The organism is Flavobacterium turcicum, from assembly GCF_011365745.1.
In the GTDB taxonomy this organism is placed as follows: Bacteria; Bacteroidota; Bacteroidia; order Flavobacteriales; family Flavobacteriaceae; genus Flavobacterium; species Flavobacterium turcicum.
The window spans coordinates 510,174-530,226 of sequence record NZ_JAAOBY010000002.1; the positions used below are offsets into that span (position 1 = coordinate 510,174).

The window sequence follows — 20,053 nt, forward strand, 5'->3', positions numbered from 1 at the left end:
AATATTTCTTTGACTAACAGTGTTAATCTTTAAATAATTCAATTATTAAATCTTTAAATTAAAATAAATGAGAATAATACCAGCAATAGACATCATCGACGGGAAATGTGTCCGTTTGTCAAAAGGTGATTACAACACCAAGATTATTTACAACGAAAATCCGTTAGAAGTTGCTAAGGAATTTGAAGCGCACGGAATTGAATATCTGCATTTGGTGGATTTAGACGGAGCAAAATCAAGCCAGATTGTAAATTATAAAATATTGGAACAAATTGCAACTCAAACTAGTTTAAAAATTGATTTTGGCGGTGGTTTGAAAGCAGATTCCGATTTGAAAATTGCGTTTGAAAGTGGTGCCAATCAAATCACTGGTGGAAGTATTGCCGTGAAAAATAGAGAACTATTCGGAAAATGGATTTCGGAGTACGGCGCGGATAAAATTATTTTGGGAGCAGATGCAAACAATGAAAAAGTAGCTGTTTCAGGCTGGTTAGAAGATTCAAATGAAGATTTGATTCCGTTTATTCAAGACTATCAAAACAAAGGAATTCAATATGTAATTTGTACCGATATTGCAAAAGACGGTATGCTTGAAGGACCATCGTTTGATTTGTATGCTAAAATTTTGGCAGAAGCCAAAGGAATAAAACTTATTGCTTCAGGAGGAATTTCGACTTTTGATGAATTACCTAAATTAGCGGAATTAGGTTGCGAAGGAACGATCATAGGTAAAGCTATTTACGAAGGACGAATCTCATTGAAACAGTTAGAAAACTACATAATAAATAAATAGATTATTTCGCGAAGAAGGACAAAGAAGACACAAAGATTCGCCAAGATTTTTGTGTATCTCTGTGAAACCTTTGCGAATCTCTGTGTAACAACAAAAAATATGCTTACAAAAAGAATAATTCCTTGTCTCGACATTAAAAACGGAAGAACTGTAAAAGGTGTCAATTTTGTGGACTTACGTGATGCCGGCGATCCGGTTGAATTGGCCAAAATATATTCGGATGAAGGAGCTGATGAATTGGTTTTTCTTGATATTTCGGCAACGGAAGAAAGAAGAAAAACATTAATTGATTTGGTTCGAAAAGTAGCTGCAACTATTAATATTCCATTTACAGTTGGTGGTGGAATTTCCTCTGTCAAGGATGTGGATGTTTTATTGCAAAATGGAGCTGATAAAGTATCTATCAATTCATCAGCTGTTAAAAATCCGCAGTTGATTAATGATTTGGCACAAAAATTTGGAAGTCAATGTGTTGTAGTTGCAATTGACGCCAAGCAAATTGACGGCCAGTGGATTGTACATTTAGTGGGCGGAAAAGTACCTACCAAATTGAATTTATTTGATTGGGCAAAAGAAGTCGAGCAACGTGGCGCAGGTGAAATATTGTTCACCTCGATGGATAATGACGGAACTAAAAACGGCTTTGCTAATGAGGCTTTGGCCAAACTTTCGGAACTAGTTAATATTCCAATTATTGCTTCGGGTGGTGCAGGAAATATTCAGCATTTTGTAGATTCGTTTATATATGGAAAAGCCGATGCAGCCTTAGCAGCAAGTGTATTTCATTTTAAAGAAATTGAAATCAAAACATTAAAAGAAGCTCTTAAAAATAATGATATCGAAGTTAGGATATAGAAACAGATACTAGAATAAAGAGAAAAGAGAATCGAACTAGATAATCTTTCAATCTTTAATCTTTCAATCTTTAAATTAAAAAAATGAAAATAGATTTCTCAAAAAATACAGACGCATTAATTCCAGCCATTATACAAGACAGCGACACGAAAGCCGTTTTGATGTTGGGGTACATGAACGAAGAAGCATATCTTAAAACTATCGAAACACAAAAAGTAACTTTTTTTAGCCGCTCTAAACAAAGACTTTGGACAAAAGGCGAGGAGAGTGGCAACTTTTTAATCTTAGTTGATATAAAAAATGACTGTGATGGCGATACCTTATTGATTCAAGCAAAACCAGTTGGTCCAACATGTCATACAGGTGCTGATACTTGCTGGCAAACAGAAAACAAAGCTGATTATGGGTTTATTTCGCAATTAGAGAAAACCATCGAAACGAGAAGAGAAAAAGCTGACTCTGAAAAAAGTTATGTAGCATCCTTATTTCAATTAGGAATCAACAAAATTGCACAAAAAGTAGGAGAAGAAGCAATAGAAGTAGTTATTGAAGCCAAAGATGATAATGATGATTTATTCTTGAGCGAAAGTGCTGATTTGTTGTTTCATTATTTGATTTTGTTGCAAGCCAAAGGATTCAAATTGAATGATGTTATTGATGTGCTAAAAAGTCGCCAGAAATAATCTAGAAAACTATAAAAACAAAACCCAATAGAATTTTAAAATCTATTGGGTTTTGTTTTTTATTTAAAATACTAAACTTGTATATTTAATTTTTGAAAATCAAATAATTAAATATCTGAAAAAGTTTTTCAATCTTTTAATACAATCCACATCTTGCAACAAAACACCAATCATACCGGCTTGTACATTATTCTAACTACAGAGGAAGATGATTTGAGACCGGTTTACATAGCAGGAAATTTCAATAATTGGCAAACACAAGACCAATCATTTGCTATGGAGAAAATGGGGCAAAACATATACCATTTTAAGTTCCCAAACGATTTTGTTTTTCCTGAAACTCTTTTGTATAAATTTACAAAAGGTGATTGGAGTGAAGTAGAAATTGACGAAAATGGCAATCGAACAGAAAACCGCACAACTGTTTTAAGAACAGGAATTCAGCTCGAGTCAGTAGCGAGATGGAGGAAAAATTGGTTGCCCTTTAAGCAGTCGTTTTTACCGCAAATACAATTAATTTCAGATGAATTTGAAATCCCTCAACTCCATAAAACACGAAAAATTTGGGCTTTACTGCCACACGATTACGATCAGTCAGAGGAGAGGTATCCTGTCATGTATTTACAAGATGCTCAAAATTTATTTAACGATAATTCTGAATTTGGCAACTGGGAAATCGATAAAAAAATAGCAGTGATGTCAGAGTACAAAATCGGTAAAATTATCATCATTGCTATTGAGCACGCTGAAGAAGACAGACTCAAAGAATATAATGTGGGTAAAACAATTTTAGGAAAAGGACAAGGTAAAAAGTACATTCGATTTGTTACCGAAACACTAAAACCATACGTTGATGTTCATTTTAGAACAAAAAAAGAACGAGAATTTACTGGAATTGGTGGAAGTAGTATGGGTGGATTGGTCAGTATTTTTAGTGGGCTCCGAAATCCTGAAGTTTTTAGCAAGTTGATGATATTTTCTCCTTCGTTGTGGGTTGTGCCCGAATTAACTATTAAAACCAACGAAGTTCCTTTTCCTGAAACAAAAATTTATTTATACGCTGGCGGAAATGAAAGTAAAACGATGCTAAATCAAGTTAAAAATTTTAAAAATGAATTAATAAAGAGTACATTTATAAAAGACTTGAACTTATTGAATGTCAGTGTAAATAGATATGGGCAACACAGTGAGCGCTATTGGAGTGATGAATTCCCAAAAGCAATCGAATGGTTGTTTTTTCAACAAAAGTAAATTCAATAAACAAATAGTTCCAATAACTAGTTTACATACATCATTATGAAAATAAAAATCATTCCAGATTTAGAAGGCTTTTCAGGAACGATCTTGATTCCAATATTTGAAAATGAAGAGGTTGATAGAAACACAGTAATCTTAGAAAACACCTCAGTACCATCAACTCTTTTTAGCGGAAAAAAAGATAGCACTTATGCGTTTCAATATAAAAATAATTTGTGTTTGGCAATTGGTTTGGGAAAACAAGCCGATTATAAAACAATAAAAACTATTTTTAGGCGTGTAGCAACAAAACAGCAAGATCTGCTAAATGAAGATGTTGCCATAGTGATTTCAGAAAATTTTTCTGCAACTCAGGTTGAAGCGATCATTTCTGGTTTATTATTAGGAACTTATAATTTAGGACATTACAAAAAAGAGCAAAAGAATCATGCTTTTTTAAATCCGAATTTCATTTTAAACATAGTCACTACTTTAAATTTCAAGTTGGCAGCCGAAAGAGGAATTAAAATTGCTCATGCGCAATTGGCAAATTTCCATTTAGTAGATCTGCCACCCAATACCGTTACACCCAAGTATCTCGCCAATTGGGCTATAGAAAAAGGAAAACAATATGGTTTTGATGTAGTTGTTTTAGGCCATGAAGATGCCAAAATTGCAGGACTTGGTGCATTTTTAGCGGTGGGTAAAGGTAGTGAGCAAGAGCCGCAGTTTGTAATCATGAAATATGTACCAAAGAACGCTATTCAGCCACTTAAGCACGTGGGATTGGTAGGTAAGGGCATTACTTTTGACACAGGAGGCTTAAATATAAAAACTGCAGGAATGTTGCATATGAAGTGCGATATGGCAGGTGGCGCAGCTGTATTTGGTGCCATGCAATTAATAGCTGATTTGCAACTACCTATTAAAGTAACTGCTATTGTTCCTTGCGCGGAGAATGCAGTAGATGCCAAGTCTTTTTTGCCAAGCGATGTAATTAAAAGCTATAGTGGTCATTCTATTGAAATTATTGATACTGATGCTGAGGGCCGACTAATCTTAGCTGATGCTTTGTCCTACATGATCAAGAATTTTAATCCTGAATATTTAATTGATATTGCTACATTAACAGGTAGTAGTGTAGGTACTTTTGGCTATGAATGCGGTGCATTATTTACGAACAATTCTAAAATAGCGGAGCAATTACAAGTAAATGGGGACGCAATTGGCGAAAGGCTGTGGCAGTTACCACTCTGGGATTGCTACAAAAGTGATATTCAAAGTGATATTGCAGATGTGAAAAACTATAGTGGAAAAGCAGTTGCAGGAGCAATTAGTGCGGCTAAATTTTTAGAATATTTCACAAACGAGCATCCTGCTTGGGCTCATTTAGATATTGCAGGCGTGGCATTTGGCGATGATGAATTTGCTAAAAGTAAACACGCAACAGGTTATGGTGTACATTTATTAACTTTATTTGTTGAAAATCTTTAAGTTATGAAAAATTCCAAAAATTTTCTTTGCATCTCGAACTACTTTAAAGGGACTGATTTTTTAACTCATCTAAGCAAATTAAACAACAATGTTTATTTGGTTACTAGCGAAAAATTAAGAGATAAACCTTGGCCTCACCAACACATAAAAGAAATTTTTTATATGGAAGGGCAAGACGTCGACTGGAATTTAGAGCATTTATTATTAGGTGTAGGTAACTTTATGAAATCTACAAAAATTGATGCCATTGTAGCTCTTGATGATTATGATGTAGAAAAAGCTACTTATTTACGTGAAAATTTACGAATAGACGGAATGGGGCAAACAACAGGAAGATACTTTAGAGACAAATTAGCCATGCGCATGAGAGCGAAGAGTTGTGCAATTCCAATACCCGCTTTTTGTTCTCTTTTTAATGATCATGATATCAATACTTTTGCAGATACTGTTGCAGCTCCGTGGGTTCTCAAACCAAGATCTGAAGCTTCAGCTACAGGAATCATAAAAGTATATGATAAAGAAACACTTTGGATTCATATAAACGAGCTCGGTAACAATAGATTTAAATACCTTTTAGAACAGTTTAAACCTGGTTCCGTTTACCATTGTGATAGTTTAATTTCAAATGGTCAAGTCATTTTCAGTTTAACATCGAAGTATTTGGCGACCCCGATGGAAATATCGCAAGGTGGTGGCGTTTTCAGAACAGCTAATGTACACTATGATTCAGAGGATGATATAATTATAAAAGAATTAAACGTTCAGGTGATGAAAAGTTTTGGTTTAAAGCATGGTGCCGCGCACACCGAGTTCATCAAAAATGAAGAAACAGGTAAAATGTATTTTCTTGAAACTTCGTCAAGAGTAGGCGGTGCTCATATAGCCGAAATGGTAGCAGAGGCATCTAATATTAATTTGTGGAAAGAATGGGCAGCAATTGAAAATTCATTAGCCAAAGGAACGGCATACCAATTACCAACTGTTAAAAAAGAATATGCGGGTATTGTACTCACACTTTCAAAGTACCAACATCCGAACTTAGCTGCTTTTTCTGATCCAGAAGTTTGCTTTAAAGTCCCTTTAGAATACCATGCAGGAATCATTGTTAAATCGGATAATGCGGAACGTATACAATTTCTATTAGAAGATTATGGAACCCGATTACGAGAAGACTTTACAGCTATAATAGAGCAAGTTAAAGTGGATAATTTACATTAATACTTATAATAAAAATCAACAAGAAAAAATCACTTTTTTAAAATGAATAAATTATTAGATCTTGTTGTTCATATATGAATCATGAAAAAAACGTTTATTTTTATCTTATTAGGCTTTGCAATTCAAGCAAGTTTAGCACAAGAGCTTTTGCAGAAAAACATAGAAAAATTTTCACGTCAGGACAGCTTACGTGGCAGTATCACAAAGGAGCGCGCTTGGTGGGATCTAAAAAAATACCATCTTGATATTAAAGTTAATCCTCTAGATAGCACAATTAGTGGATCAAATACAATTACGTATCAAGTTTTGGAAAATGAAAAAAAGATGCAAATAGATTTGCAACAACCGATGCAAATTTCCAAAGTCATTCAAAACGGAAAACAAGTTTCTTTTCAAAGAGTCGGTAATGTATACTATCTTAATTTGACGGAAGCTCAAACAAAAGGAAGTATACAACAAGTACAGATTTTTTACAATGGAAAACCAAAAGTAGCTGTTAATCCGCCTTGGGATGGAGGAATTACTTGGAAAAAAGATGCCAATGGAAAATCTTTTATAGCATCCTCCTGTCAAGGTCTAGGTGCAAGTGTTTGGTGGCCCAACAAAGATCACATGTATGACGAAGTGGAGAATATGTTAATTAGTGTGAATGTTCCTTCATCACTGACCAACGTGTCAAATGGACGTTTGCAAAGTGTCAAAAAACTAAAAGATGGAACGAGTACTTTTTCTTGGTATGTTTCCAATCCCATAAACAACTACGGGGTAAATATTAATATTGGAGATTATGTTTCTTTTTCAGAAAAATACAAAGGTGAAAAAGGAAATTTAGATTGTACTTATTATGTTTTGAGAGATAATTTAGCAAAAGCTAAAAAACAATTTAAAGACGTTCCTAAAATGTTGAAAGCTTTTGAACATTGGTTTGGACCTTATCCATTTTATGAGGATAGTTACAAATTGGTTGAAGCGCCGTACCTTGGTATGGAACATCAAAGTAGTGTTACATACGGAAACGGATATCAAAATGGGTACCGTGGCAGGGATCTAAGCGGAACAGGATGGGGATTAAAGTTTGATTTTATTATCATACACGAGTCTGGTCACGAATGGTTTGCTAATAATATTACCTACAAAGATATTGCTGACATGTGGATTCATGAAAGTTTTACCAATTATTCTGAAAGTCTCTTTCTAGAATATTACTACGGAAAGGAAGCTGGATATACTTATGTGAGAGGTCTTAGAAATATAATTGAAAATGACAAACCTATAATTGGTAAATACGATGTAAACAATGAAGGTTCGGGTGATATGTATCCTAAGGGAGCAAACATGTTACACACCATACGGCAATTGGTGGATAATGATGAAAAATGGAGGAAAATATTGAGAGGATTGAATAGTACTTTTTATCACCAAATGGTAACGACCAAGCAAATTGAAGATTATTTAAGCAAGCAAACAGGAATTGATCTGTCAATGGTTTTTAATCAGTATTTAAGAGATATTCGGGTACCAAAATTAGAATATTCTGTTAAGAATAAGCAGCTTATGTATCGATGGACAAATAGTGTGCAAGGTTTTAATATGCCTTTAAAAATTACTCTAAATGGCAAAGATGAATTGTTACAACCAGAAAATCAATGGAAATCAATTCCATTATCTAATAATGAACTTAAATTGGTAGTAGATCCAAACTTCTATGTAGAAAGTTTAAACGTAAGAGAATAATTAAAAAAAACTCAACAAAAAAGGGATACTGACTGCATCCCTTTTTTGTTGAGTTTTTTTTTTAAAGTTTAAATCAAATTTTTCTTGATATAATTAAAACTCGTTGCTGCTGATTCTATCGGATTAGGTTTATAATTTGATTCATGTTCCAAGAAAAATCGTTTCATTCCTGCTTGTTTTGACTGAGCGAATATTGCTTTAAAGTCGATAGCACCCGTGCCAATTTCGGCATTAAAATCAGGATTTGCTTTATCCATATCTTTTACATGCCACATACTAAAGCGGCCTGGATATTTTTTAAACAATTCCAGAGGATTATTTCCAGAACGAACAACCCAATACAAATCCATTTCAAAATCAACTAAATCTTTGTCTGTATTGTTTAGCAAAATTTCATATCCGTTCGTTGCTCCAAATTTGGTGAATTCAAAATCATGATTATGGTATGCCAATTTCAGTCCACCACCTTTACAAATACCACCAATTTTGTTTACATGTTCTGCTAACTTTTTGTAAGCATCCGCAGTAGTTCCTCTCAAATCAGCAACTATATAAGGTACCGTGATATATGTGCTACCCAAAGTATTGGCTGTTGTAATGTAATCCGAAACTAAATCAGTAGATCCATCTTTAATCATGCTATTAAAATCAAAATGGTTGCTACTTGCTTTTAAACCATTATCATCTAACATTAATTTAAAATCTTTAACGCTTGTTCCAAAAAATCCTGTCTTAGGAGCGTATCCAAAAGTTTCTACTTCTGTAAATCCAGCCTTGCCCACTTGCGCCAATACACCTTTAACATCTTTAGGTAATGTATCACGTAATGTCCATAATTGAATCCCGATGTTTTTTCTTTTAGCTTCAAAAGCAAAACTTGGAGCAATTGCTAAAGCACCTAATGCTAAACTGGTATTGATTAGAAATTCTCTTCTTTTGTTCATGATCTTTATTTTTTTAAAAGTTAAATGTCACAAATTGATATGGCTTGTTGCAATGAAGCTAATTTATTAGAGTTGGTAGGTATAAATTCTTGACCTACAAAACCTTTAAAACCTGTTTTTGCAATGGCTTTCATGATTGCAGGATAGTTCAATTCTTGGCTATCGTCAATTTCATGTCTTCCGGGAACTCCAGCAGTATGATAATGTGCAATGAATTGATGATTATTTGTAATTGTACGAATTACGTCTCCTTCGTCAATTTGCATATGGTAAATATCATACAACAATTTAAAGTTTGGAGAATTAATACGTTTGGCTAGAGCAACACCCCAAGATGTTTTATCACACTGATAATCTTTATGATCAATTTTACTGTTAAGTAATTCCATAACTAAAGTTACGTTGTGTTTTTCGGCAAGTTTTACTAGCGGTTGTAGCCCGATTTCGCAATTTTCTATACCTTCATCATCCGTTTTTCCTCTTTTGTTTCCGCTAAAACAAATAAGATTAGAATATCCTGCAGCCGCAACCCTAGGAATCATATCAGTATATCTTTTTTGTAATTGCTCATGAAAAATAGGATCATTAAAACCATCAATAAGATTAAGTTCAGCTCCATTGCACATGGTAGAAACTAAATTGTATTTTTTTAAAATTGGCCAAGCGTCAGGACCTACCAAATCAATTCCAGTAATACCTAACTTTTTAGCTTCTTTACAAAGAGTTTCTAAATCTAAATGGTCAAAACACCAGCGAGAAACAGAATGATTGATTGTACCTTTTAGTTTAATTTTTTTATCAGAATTAAAACTTTGCGATTGACCAAATGCTGATAATTGGCTTGCAAAACCCATACTTGCTGTACCTGCCAAAATACCTTTAATGGCTGATCTTCGGTTTAACGAATCGCTCATAATGCGCTAGATTGAATTAACAGCTGGAGTACCTTCCTTTTTTTGATCAAATAATAAAGCAAAAATCACAAAAACAAAGAAAGCAATGGCTGCTGGAGCAATCCAAACCACTTGCCAATTAATAGCTCCATCAGTAAGCTTGTAATTGTCAGTAATCCAACCTGCAACCGCAAATCCTATTAACATTCCAACGCCATAAGTAGCGAGAGTTATTAATCCTTGTGCAGCACTTTTATATTTTTCTCCCGCTTTTGAATTGGTATAAATTTGACCCGAAACAAAGAAGAAATCGTAGCAAATACCGTGAAGTGCAATTCCAATAATAAGCATGAAACTTAAGTCATTTCCATTCCCGTAAGCAAATAGAAGATAACGAACGGCCCATGCCAACATACCAATTAAGATTGTTTTCTTAAAGCCATAGCGACTAAAAAATACAGGAATAAAAAGTAAAAACAAAACTTCAGAGATTTGACCGATTACCATTTTACCTGTTGGTCCTTCAATACCTGTTTGTGACAAGTAAAGATTGGCGTTTTGATAGTAGAATGCCAATGGAATACAAATAAGTATTGATGAGATGAAAAAAACAGCAAAGTTTCTATCCTTTAAAAGTTTTAGAGCATCTAAGCCAATTATATCGGCAATTTTTATTTTTTCGTCGCTACCTTTTGGTGGGGTAGCTGGTAAAGCAAAACTAAAAAGGCCTAATAGTAAAGAAGCGCTGCCTGCTAGTAGGAATGTATTTTTAAGTAATCCGTCACGAAGTCCTTCTGCAGAATCCCAATGAAAAACATAGCTAATAGCTAAGCCAGCAATGATCCAACCAAGAGTTCCAAAAACTCTAATATTTGAAAATTCTTTTTCAGGATCTTTCATTTGATTAAATGATACTGAATTAACAAGGGCCAATGTTGGCATGAATAAGATCATGTAACTCAATACATAAGTGTAAAAAACAGAAACATCCGAAGATTGGTACATTTGATACATTAAAAAGGCACCAATTATGTGCAAAATACCCAGAATTTTTTCTGCATTAAAATAGCGATCAGCAATTAAACCAATGATGAAAGGAGCAACAATGGCACCCCAAGATTGTGTAGAAAAAACAGCAGCGCTTTCTGATCCTGAAGCCTTTAAATTGTTTCCTAAAAAAGTTCCTAATGTAACAAACCATGCGCCCCAAACGAAAAATTCAAGGAACATCATGATGGATAGTTTTACTCTGGTTGTAGTATTCATTGGTTAAAAAAATAAGTGGTTTGGTTAGTTAATAGCATTCTTTTTTCAAATTACATTCCGGCTTCACAGCCAGTGGTAATCTTCATGGTATTCCATTCTTTAATCATAATATTTCTAAACCAAACATTATCACCATGGTCTTGTAAAGCAATTTTACCTTTCTTGAAAGTTCCAAATCCTGGCCAAGTTGCAAATTTGCTACCAGAAATTAGATTTTTAAAATTAGGATCCCACAACGTAGTCTCTACGATTTTTACGCCATTTAATTGAAAAGTAAGTTTTCCAAATTTGCAAACTATATCCACAGAATTCCATTCACCAGCTGGTTTTACTGGCTCTGAACTACTTTTTATCAAATCGTACAAATCACCAGCTCTGTGTTTTTCAATTTTTGCATCAGGATGTCCTGCATTATCTAACACTTGCATTTCAAGACCAGTCTCGTAAGTGTTTTTATATTTTGTTAAATCTTCATTTACATAAAATATAATTCCACTATTGGCATTAGATGCCACTTTCCATTCTAACTTCAAGTGGAAATTTTCATATTCTAGATCAGTAACCAAGTCGCCACCTTGACCATCTTTCGAGGCAGTTGGATCAAAATGCAACATACCATCTTCCACTTTCCATGCACTTCCTACTGTTTTTTTTCCGTAAGTATGCCATCCTGTTGTTGATTGGCCATCAAAAATTGATTTAAACCCTTTTGGAACAGCTGTTTGCTGTGCATTTGATGTTTGCATTGCTACTAGCAGAACAAACGCCGAACAAATATTTTTAATCATTTTATTGTATTTTAATTATTCTAAAAATTATAAAGTAAGCGCTTTCCAACCCTCGCGGTAATCACGTTTTACAAACTGATTTACTTCGTCAAAATTGGTGATTTTCATCGCAGAGTTATCCCAAAGCAGTTTAGCAGAACGGCCAGGATATACTTCTTCACCAAGTTCCTCACGAATTACATCGTATCCTCTTACAGCTAAATTAGCCATAAGCAACGCTTCTGTTAATGGTCCCGCTACTTCAAATGGAGAACTTAATTCTGTTTTTCCATAGCCTGCAATAGCCGCTTCAACCCATTGTTTGTAATGACCTTCTGCGCCGCCATCAACTCTAGCATATTTTTTAGCCACTTTCAAGTTTTCGTTTTTGCTTAAAGGCAACAATCTCGGATTCAATCCATAAGTATCGCACATCATTTTTCCTTTGGTTCCAGTAAACAAAGTTCCGTTACCTCCATCGCCAAAGATTTCATTTGGAGCTAATTCATTTGGACGTTCTGGCTGAATTCCCCCATCCATCCAATGTACTTGAACATCACCTTTTGTTTTGTTTGTTTTAGGGAAGGTAAGGGTAACGTGACTTGATGGAGGACAACTTTCTGGAAAGTAACCTCTTTGGAATTCATCAACATAAACAGAGCCAACGCTACATTGAACATCTTTTGCATATTGCAATCCTAATACGCTAAATGGGGCTTCTAATAAATGACATCCCATGTCACCCAGAGCTCCTGTACCATAATCCCACCAACCACGCCAGTTAAAAGGTACCAATTTATTTACATATTCTTTGAAGGGAGCAGTACCCAACCACAAATCCCAATCTAATTCTGTTGGAACTGCTGCTTTATTTGTTGACCAAGGAATTCCTTGTGGCCAAACAGGACGATCTGTCCAAGCATGTATCGTGTGTACGTCGCCGATAAGGCCTGCTTCGTACCATTCTTTCATTATTCTAGTTCCATCATTTGAGGCACCTTGATTCCCCATTTGTGTCACTACTTTGTATTTTTTAGCTGCCTCTGTTAAAATTCTTGCTTCAAAAATATCGTGAGCAATCGGTTTTTGTACATAAACGTGCTTACCCAATTGCATTGCAGCAAGTGCTTGAATAGCATGGTTATGGTCTGGAGTAGATACAGAAACGGCATCAATATTTTTATGTTCCTTATCTAACATTTCGCGCCAATCCTTATAAAATTTGGCTTTTGGAAACGCTTTAACGCTATCAGCGGCTCTACGAGTATCTACATCGCATAAAAAGGAGATATCTGCTTTTCCACTTTTAGCAAACATCGCAATATCAGAACGACCTTTACCACCAACTCCAATTCCAGCTACAGAAAGACGGTCGCTAGGAGCAATAAATCCTCGTCCCAACACGTGTCGAGGTATAATCATAAATGCAGCAGCTGCAGCAGCGGTTGTTTTAATAAAATCCCGACGATTATTTGTTATTTGATTATTTTCTTCTTTTGGTTTCATAGTTATTTTTCAATTAGATAATAAAAAGGAATCAAACACTAGTTATTTCGAACCTTCCGCTTAGTAGAGGGTCTGTCTTATTTTTTTAGAGATAAGATGTATTTGGCCATTGATTTGGCATCTTCCTTTTTAATTGATCCATGGGCTGACATTGGTACAGCACCCCACACGCCAGAACCACCCTTGATGATTTTTCCACTTAAATAAGCTACGTTTTTATCATTCAACGGATATTTCTTTGCAATATCTAAATAGGAGGGACCGATTAGTTTTTTATCAATTTTATGGCAACCAACACAATCAGATTTAGCAATTAGTTTTTCACCATCAGTTGCCTGATAGATAACAGAAGCTTTTTTGGTAATCGTAATGTATTTAGATGATAAAGTAGGGTTTGAAAATGAAGTCAAGGCTAATAAAGCTGCTCCAAACAGTACAAATTTTAGTTTCATTTTAGTTTATTTATAGTTTTATAGTCCTAAGTTTTTTCTATTGAATGCTTGATCAGTAGCTACTGCTGCAAAATCATCAAATGCTTTATCGGTCACTTTAATGATATGATTTTTGATAAATTCTGCACCTTCACGAGCACCGTCTTCTTGATTTTTTATACAGCATTCCCATTCCATAACAGCCCATCCTTTAAAATCATATTGTGCTAGCTTGCTAAAAATAGTTTTAAAGTCTATTTGACCATCACCTGGAGAACGATATCTTCCTGCTCTATTGGCCCAATTTTGGTATCCGCCAAATGTGCCTTGTTTTCCGGTTGGATTGAATTCAGCATCTTTCACATGAAATGCCTTAATACGTTCGTGATAAAAATCGATATATTGAATGTAATCTAATTGCTGCAATACAAAATGAGAGGGGTCGTATAATAGACAAGCCCTTTCATGATTATTTACTGCCTTTAAAAACATTTCGTAGGTTTCGCCATCAAACAAATCTTCACCAGGGTGTATTTCGTAACAAACATCAACCCCATTTTTATCAAATTCATTTAAAATAGGAGTCCAGCGCTTGGCTAGTTCTGCGAATCCCTCTTCAACCAATCCTGCCGGTCGTTGCGGCCAAGGATGAAAATATTGCCATAACAAAGAACCGCTAAAGGTAGCATGTGCAGTCAAACCTAAGTTTTGAGATGCTTTTGCAGCATACATCATTTGCTGTACAGCCCATTCTTGACGCGCTTTTAGATTTCCATGGACATTTTTTGGTGCAAATGCATCAAAAAAATCATCATAGGCTGGGTGTACTGCCACTAACTGCCCTTGTAAATGAGTAGATAATTCGGTGATTTCTAAACCATAGGAGGCTATTTTTCCTTTTAGTTCGTCGGCGTATACGGTACTTTCGGCAGCTTTTTGAAGGTCTATAAATCGAGAATCTAAAGTAGGCATTTGAATACCTTTAAATCCTAAATCAGCAGCCCATTTACATATACCATCTAAGGAATTGAAAGGTGCTGTATCACCAATAAATTGTGCTAAAAAGACTGCTGGTCCTTGAATTGTAGTCATATAATTCGTTACATGTTTAATACTTGTAGTTATTTAGACAACAAAAGGTGTCCATTTTAAATCTGATTCGGATGAAGCCACAACATTATCAATAAATGCCATGCCGCGAACTCCATCAACAACCGTTGGAAAGTCGAGCATTTCTCGACTTGGTTCCGTTCCTTGTAATTTACATTGCAATGTGAGCGCAAAATTTCTATAAATATTAGCAAATGCTTCTAAATATCCTTCTGGATGTCCACCAGGCGTGCGACAATTGTGAGTAGCAAAAGATGATAAATGACTGTAATTAGAACCAGCTCGTAAAATTTGAGTTGGTTCAGTCAACCATTTAACTAATAAGGTATTCGGATCGTGCTGCAACCATTCTAGACCACCATTTTCTCCATAAACTCTAATTTTCAAAGCATTTTCTTCACCTGCAGCAACCTGCGATGCCATTAATACTCCTTTAGCTCCATTTTCGAATTTAAGTAGAACAGCGCCATCATCATCCATAATACGGCCATCAACTAGCGTATTTAATTCAGCACAAACCGCGGTAATTGGACTGCCAGTTATGTACTCAGCTAGATGTGCTGCATGAGTACCAATATCGCCCATTACAGAACTTTTACCTGATTTTTTAGGATCAGTTCTCCAAGCTGCCTGCGCATTACCCTCTCTTTCGGAAAGCCTACTCAACCAGCCTTGAGGATATTCTACCCAAACTTTTCTAATTTTTCCTAGCTTCCCATCTTTAACCATGGCTTTTGCCTGTTTTACCATAGGATATCCTGAGTAGGTGTGGGTTAAACACAGTGTTAAACCCGTTTCATTTACCTTATCTTGTAGTAACTTGGCCTCCTCAAGAGAAAACGTAATTGGCTTTTCGATCACTACATTAAAACCATGTTCTAAAGCCATCATAGCCGGAGCAAAATGAGCAAAATTAGGAGTAACAATTGTTACAAAATCTATTCTTTCTTCTGAAGGCAAAGCAGCTTCAGACTTAATCATTTCTTCATAACTAGTATAAGTTCTAGACTCAGGTAAAAAAAGTGCTCTGCCAGATGCAATAGCAGTTTCGGGATTGATACTTAGCGCACCACAGCTCAATTCAATTAAGCCATCCATATTTGCTGCTAAGCGATGAATTGCTCCAATAAAAGCATCCTGTCCACCGCCAATCATTCCCATTCTTAATTTTCGTAATGCCATTGCTTTAGATATTACCTTTTTTTAATTCTTTAACTGCATAATCACAAGCACGTGCTGTAAGAGCCATAAATGTTAGTGATGGATTTTGACATGCAATGGATGGCATACAGGAACCATCAGTAACAAAAACATTACTCACTTCGTGCATTTGATTCCATTTGTTTAAAACTGATTCTTTCGGATCGTTACCCATACGTGCGGTTCCCATTTCGTGAATTGCCATTCCTGGATAACAATCATTATCGTAAGTTTTGACGTTTTTAATTCCTGAAGCTTCTAACATTTCAGCAGCATCATTCATCATATCTTCTCGCATTTTAGCCTCATTTTCTTTGTGCTCACAATCAATGGCAAGAACGGGTTGACCCCATTTGTCTTTACGAGTATGATCAATATAAACTCTATTTTCGTAGTAAGGAAGCATTTCTCCAAAACCACCTAACCCCATACTCCAAGAATCTGCAGGTAATGACATGGTTTCTTTAAAATTTTGACCAAAGGCTAACTCGGCCACTTCTTTATGCCAAGAACCTCTACTTGCGCCACCTTGATAGCCGAAACCACGTAAATAATCGCGCTTGTCACTTCCATAGTTTTGATATCTTGGGATATAAATTCCGTTAGCTCTTCTTCCGTAAGTGTATTTGTCTTCAAAACCTTCAGCAGTTCCTTCAGCCCCGCAACGGAAATGGTGATCCATTAAATTATGTCCTAAATGGCCACTAGAATTTCCTAAACCGTTTGGATGTGCCTCCGATGTTGAATTTAATAAAATGAAAGTTGATCCTAAAGTTGATCCATTTACGAAAACAATTTTCGCATAAAACTCCATGGTTTCATTAGTTTCGGCGTCAATTACCATAACACCTTTTGCTTTCTTTGTATCCTTATCGTAAATAATATGATTTACAATAGAGTAGGGTCTCACAGTTAATCTTTTAGTAGCAGTAGCTGCTGGAAGCGTAGAGGATTGGGTGCTAAAATAAGCTCCAAACGGACATCCTCTGCTACATAAGTTGCGATACTGACAGCTTCCACGACCTTTGTGAGGAACGGTTAAGTTAGCTGTTCGTCCGATAGTCAATATACGTGTTTGATTGTAGTGTTTTTCCAATCTTTCTTTAACTGATTTTTCTACACAGTTTAAGTCCATCGGAGGCAAAAATTTACCATCTGGTAGCAAAGGCCAGTTCTCTGCTTGACCGCTAATTCCAGCAAATTTTTCAACATAATCATACCATTTTTCTAAATCTTTATAACGTATTGGCCAGTCATTACCATAACCGTCTTTTTTGTTATCCTCAAAATTGTGATCGCTAAAACGATAACTTTGTCGGCCCCACATTAATGATTTACCACCCATGTGAAAACCTCTGTACCAGTCAAATCTTTTGTCCTCGGTATAAGGACAATCCAAGTCATTTACCCACCATTTTTCAGTAGCTTCATTATAAGGATAATCTCGAGTTTGTACCGGATGTGTACGTTTCTGTTCTTGTGTTAGTTTGCCTGCTCGTTCAAATTCCCAAGGAGCTTTCATTGCCGACTCGTAATCTTTAATGTGCTCTATATTCATTCCGCGTTCAAGCATTAGCACACGCATTCCTTTTTCGGTTAGTTCTTTTGCTGCCCAACCACCACTTATTCCTGAACCTACTACAATAGCATCATAGGTGTTTTCTGCTTTTAAATTGGTATTAATGTTCACGTTTAGTTTTTTTTTGGTTTAAAATTCTAGTTTTTTGTTTTTTAGCATTTAATTGGTTGCCCAAGCTTTTTGTCCTGGTTTGTACTCTGCACTACCGTCGTATCGTCCTGGAACAGGCAAATATTCTCTGGCTTGTGTACAACCAATTTCTGATGAATAATACCCAAGAATGGTTAAATCTCTGGCAAGAAGAAAAAAGGAAGGAGCTCTGTTAGTTGCAATAGCCTCTGCTCTTAAGTCTTCCATCAGTTTTTGACGTTCCGCTGGTGAAGTAGCTAAAAATTCTTTGTTAAAATCTTTTACAGATTTGTATTGCATTGCTTTCAATCCGCTTGCAAAAATTTCCTGCATTTCAACTGGATAACAATCTTGAATAATCATTGGAATGAAAGTACCCAAACCTGCTGCTTTAGCACCTGGTGATGAAGCTGTAGTTGGAATAATGATTTCGGCAAATTCAGCTAAAATAGTTTCATCTGTTGCCGTAAAGTTTAGTTTTTTGTTTTCGTCAATTGGCGAACTAAAACTTTCAAACAAAACGCCCATAGTTGTTGCTGAGATTGCGCTTCCCATCAAAAACGCAACGCTTTTAAGTGCTTCTCTTCTATTCATTTGCTGATTATTAAAATTAATGATTGTTACAAAATTATTAGAACTATACAATAATAAAGAAAAAAAAACCAGCTTGATTTTTTTTATGTTAAAAAAATAAATTATTCCATATTTTACATTTTTTTAAGTAAAACAATTTAAAAAATTCATCAAAAGGGTTTACTACTGTCTATTTTTCAGTAAAAAATTATTATCTCAGGGTGTTTAAAATTCGAAAAAACATTTTTTTTAGTTTATTTAGGTCTTTTAAATAAGTTTTATATTACAGTTTAAACCCTTAAAAGTTACTAAACCGTTTTATCATTGCGTTAAAATGACTTATTAAAGAAAAATATTAAGTGTTCTTTAAAATCTACTTAATAAATATTTGTAGTGATTTTCGACAACTTGGTTTAACTATTTTTTTAACTCAACAAGGAATTATTTTTCAAATAATCCAATTGCCCCACCAACCCAATCAGCATCTTTATTGAATTTAACACCGATCATTTCGCCTCGACTCAGGCGAACTAAATTACAAAGTAGAGTAGGTGCGCTATCATTTTGATCCCAAGTACAAAGAATCCTGACTTCGACCTTTACTTTCCCATTTGGTGATTGAATAATTGGTGCGTAAGTAACTTTTTTTTGCAGAATATAAAGGTCTTTTTCTACAACATTTTCAATATCCTGGCGTGTTACATGAAAAATAACTCCTGCGCCTGCAAATGAAAATAAAGGTTTCAAAACATAATTTTCTAAATCTTCTGGGATCTCATCGAGTTCGCTTAATAATGTCGTTTCAATACAATATTTTCCTTTTAACAGGGGCAGAATGAATTTGCTGATTCGGAAAAACCAATTGGGATGTCCTGCCCACTCTATATCAAGGGAATCAGTAAAACTAAAATTCAAGTCCAAGTCAGATCTTTCTTCTAATTCATCAAAGATAACACGATTGTATATTCGTTTTATTTGTTTTTGTTCGCCAAGTTTGTTGGTGTAATACAATTTATTTCCTTTTTTTATCACTGCTGTGACACAAACGACAGCTACTCCTAAATCGCGTTCACAGTAATAAAAATCAATTTTTGTGTTTTGTTTTTCCGGTTCAATTTCTAGTAATATTACATCTTCTGGTAAATGATTACCACAAATTATTTTTTGTAGAATGCTTATGTATTCATGCTTTGAAATCCCATTAATAAAAGGTGTTAATTCATCCAGAAAAGGATAATGATTTTTAAATTTCTCATAAAGATTCATTTGATAATTAAACAAAGATGGAAATCCTTGCACTTCGATCAATTTTGGTATGATCTTTTCATTTTCTATGCAAATGCCAAAATCAATAGCTAGAAATGTGGTGTGATTGTCCTCGTTGGGAACATTACAATGAGGAGGCACTGCTTTTTGAGTTTGCGCTTTAAAATCACTTTGACTAATAAAGGAAATAACTTCGCGACAGCCTTCGATCAATTGATCTTTCAGGGTGTTGGGAATAAAAAAAGGAGTTTCGGCTATTCTGAAGGTTGGTAAATAGTCAAAATCAGAGGCAATATCGTTTTTTAAATTTTGGTATTTCTGCTCAGAAAATTGCGAGTTGAATAATTCCCTATATTTTTCAATCATGAGAGAATGG

General features: G+C 35.0%; 18 protein-coding genes. 7 read left to right on the forward strand and 11 right to left on the reverse strand.

Annotated elements, in window-relative coordinates; translation table 11 throughout:
* Positions 1–67 precede the first annotated feature (67 nt).
* From hisA to G9Q29_RS06130, 7 genes are all read left to right on the forward strand, one after another.
* Positions 68–793, forward strand: a complete 726-nt coding sequence (hisA, locus tag G9Q29_RS06100; RefSeq protein ID WP_166134355.1) for a 1-(5-phosphoribosyl)-5-[(5-phosphoribosylamino)methylideneamino]imidazole-4-carboxamide isomerase — start codon at positions 68–70, stop codon at positions 791–793.
* Positions 794–892: 99 nt separating this feature from the next.
* Positions 893–1,648 carry an imidazole glycerol phosphate synthase subunit HisF gene (hisF, locus tag G9Q29_RS06105; RefSeq protein ID WP_166134357.1) on the forward strand — a complete coding sequence of 252 codons (756 nt, stop codon included), beginning with the start codon at positions 893–895 and terminating at the stop codon, positions 1,646–1,648.
* Between the two features lie 83 nt (positions 1,649–1,731).
* Positions 1,732–2,331, forward strand: a complete 600-nt coding sequence (hisIE, locus tag G9Q29_RS06110; protein WP_166134359.1) for a bifunctional phosphoribosyl-AMP cyclohydrolase/phosphoribosyl-ATP diphosphatase HisIE — start codon at positions 1,732–1,734, stop codon at positions 2,329–2,331.
* A gap of 153 nt (positions 2,332–2,484) precedes the next feature.
* Complete coding sequence (locus G9Q29_RS06115) at positions 2,485–3,582, forward strand: alpha/beta hydrolase (protein ID WP_225872896.1); 1,098 nt, start codon at positions 2,485–2,487, stop codon at positions 3,580–3,582.
* Positions 3,583–3,627: 45 nt separating this feature from the next.
* Positions 3,628–5,061, forward strand: a complete 1,434-nt coding sequence (locus tag G9Q29_RS06120; protein WP_166134361.1) for a leucyl aminopeptidase family protein — start codon at positions 3,628–3,630, stop codon at positions 5,059–5,061.
* 3 nt (positions 5,062–5,064) lie between these two features.
* A complete protein-coding gene (locus G9Q29_RS06125) occupies positions 5,065–6,279 on the forward strand; it encodes an ATP-grasp domain-containing protein (RefSeq protein ID WP_166134363.1) in 1,215 nt (404 codons plus the stop codon).
* 81 nt (positions 6,280–6,360) lie between these two features.
* The gene (locus G9Q29_RS06130; protein ID WP_166134365.1) at positions 6,361–8,013 is read left to right on the forward strand and encodes a M1 family metallopeptidase; all 1,653 of its coding nucleotides are present in this window, start codon (positions 6,361–6,363) and stop codon (positions 8,011–8,013) included.
* A gap of 68 nt (positions 8,014–8,081) precedes the next feature.
* On the opposite strand, the gene G9Q29_RS06135 is transcribed toward G9Q29_RS06130, so the two are convergent.
* The 11 genes from G9Q29_RS06135 to G9Q29_RS06185 form a co-directional block, all read right to left on the reverse strand.
* Positions 8,082–8,957, reverse strand: a complete 876-nt coding sequence (locus G9Q29_RS06135) for a sugar phosphate isomerase/epimerase family protein (RefSeq protein WP_166134367.1) — start codon at positions 8,955–8,957, stop codon at positions 8,082–8,084.
* Between the two features lie 20 nt (positions 8,958–8,977).
* Positions 8,978–9,871, reverse strand: a complete 894-nt coding sequence (locus G9Q29_RS06140) for a hydroxypyruvate isomerase family protein (RefSeq protein WP_166134369.1) — start codon at positions 9,869–9,871, stop codon at positions 8,978–8,980.
* 6 nt (positions 9,872–9,877) lie between these two features.
* Positions 9,878–11,116 (reverse strand): nucleoside permease, encoded by a 1,239-nt coding sequence (locus tag G9Q29_RS06145; protein ID WP_166134371.1) that lies wholly within the window; start codon positions 11,114–11,116, stop codon positions 9,878–9,880.
* 50 nt (positions 11,117–11,166) lie between these two features.
* Positions 11,167–11,904 (reverse strand): 3-keto-disaccharide hydrolase, encoded by a 738-nt coding sequence (locus G9Q29_RS06150; protein ID WP_166134373.1) that lies wholly within the window; start codon positions 11,902–11,904, stop codon positions 11,167–11,169.
* 27 nt (positions 11,905–11,931) lie between these two features.
* Positions 11,932–13,389: a Gfo/Idh/MocA family protein gene (locus G9Q29_RS06155; protein ID WP_166134375.1), complete on the reverse strand. Its 1,458-nt coding sequence runs from the start codon at positions 13,387–13,389 to the stop codon at positions 11,932–11,934.
* Positions 13,390–13,466: 77 nt separating this feature from the next.
* Positions 13,467–13,841 carry a c-type cytochrome gene (locus G9Q29_RS06160; RefSeq protein ID WP_166134377.1) on the reverse strand — a complete coding sequence of 125 codons (375 nt, stop codon included), beginning with the start codon at positions 13,839–13,841 and terminating at the stop codon, positions 13,467–13,469.
* 18 nt (positions 13,842–13,859) lie between these two features.
* Entirely contained in the window at positions 13,860–14,912 is a 1,053-nt protein-coding gene (locus G9Q29_RS06165; RefSeq protein WP_166134379.1) for a sugar phosphate isomerase/epimerase family protein, read from the reverse strand.
* Between the two features lie 33 nt (positions 14,913–14,945).
* On the reverse strand, positions 14,946–16,112 hold the full coding sequence (locus G9Q29_RS06170; RefSeq protein WP_225872897.1) for a Gfo/Idh/MocA family protein: 1,167 nt from the start codon (positions 16,110–16,112) through the stop codon (positions 14,946–14,948).
* Positions 16,113–16,116: 4 nt separating this feature from the next.
* Positions 16,117–17,820 carry a GMC oxidoreductase gene (locus G9Q29_RS06175; RefSeq protein WP_166134381.1) on the reverse strand — a complete coding sequence of 568 codons (1,704 nt, stop codon included), beginning with the start codon at positions 17,818–17,820 and terminating at the stop codon, positions 16,117–16,119.
* Between the two features lie 48 nt (positions 17,821–17,868).
* Positions 17,869–18,432, reverse strand: coding sequence for a gluconate 2-dehydrogenase subunit 3 family protein (locus G9Q29_RS06180; RefSeq protein ID WP_166134383.1), 564 nt, complete (start codon positions 18,430–18,432; stop codon positions 17,869–17,871).
* Positions 18,433–18,852: 420 nt separating this feature from the next.
* Entirely contained in the window at positions 18,853–20,043 is a 1,191-nt protein-coding gene (locus G9Q29_RS06185) for a hypothetical protein (RefSeq protein WP_166134385.1), read from the reverse strand.
* Positions 20,044–20,053: the final 10 nt, after the last annotated feature.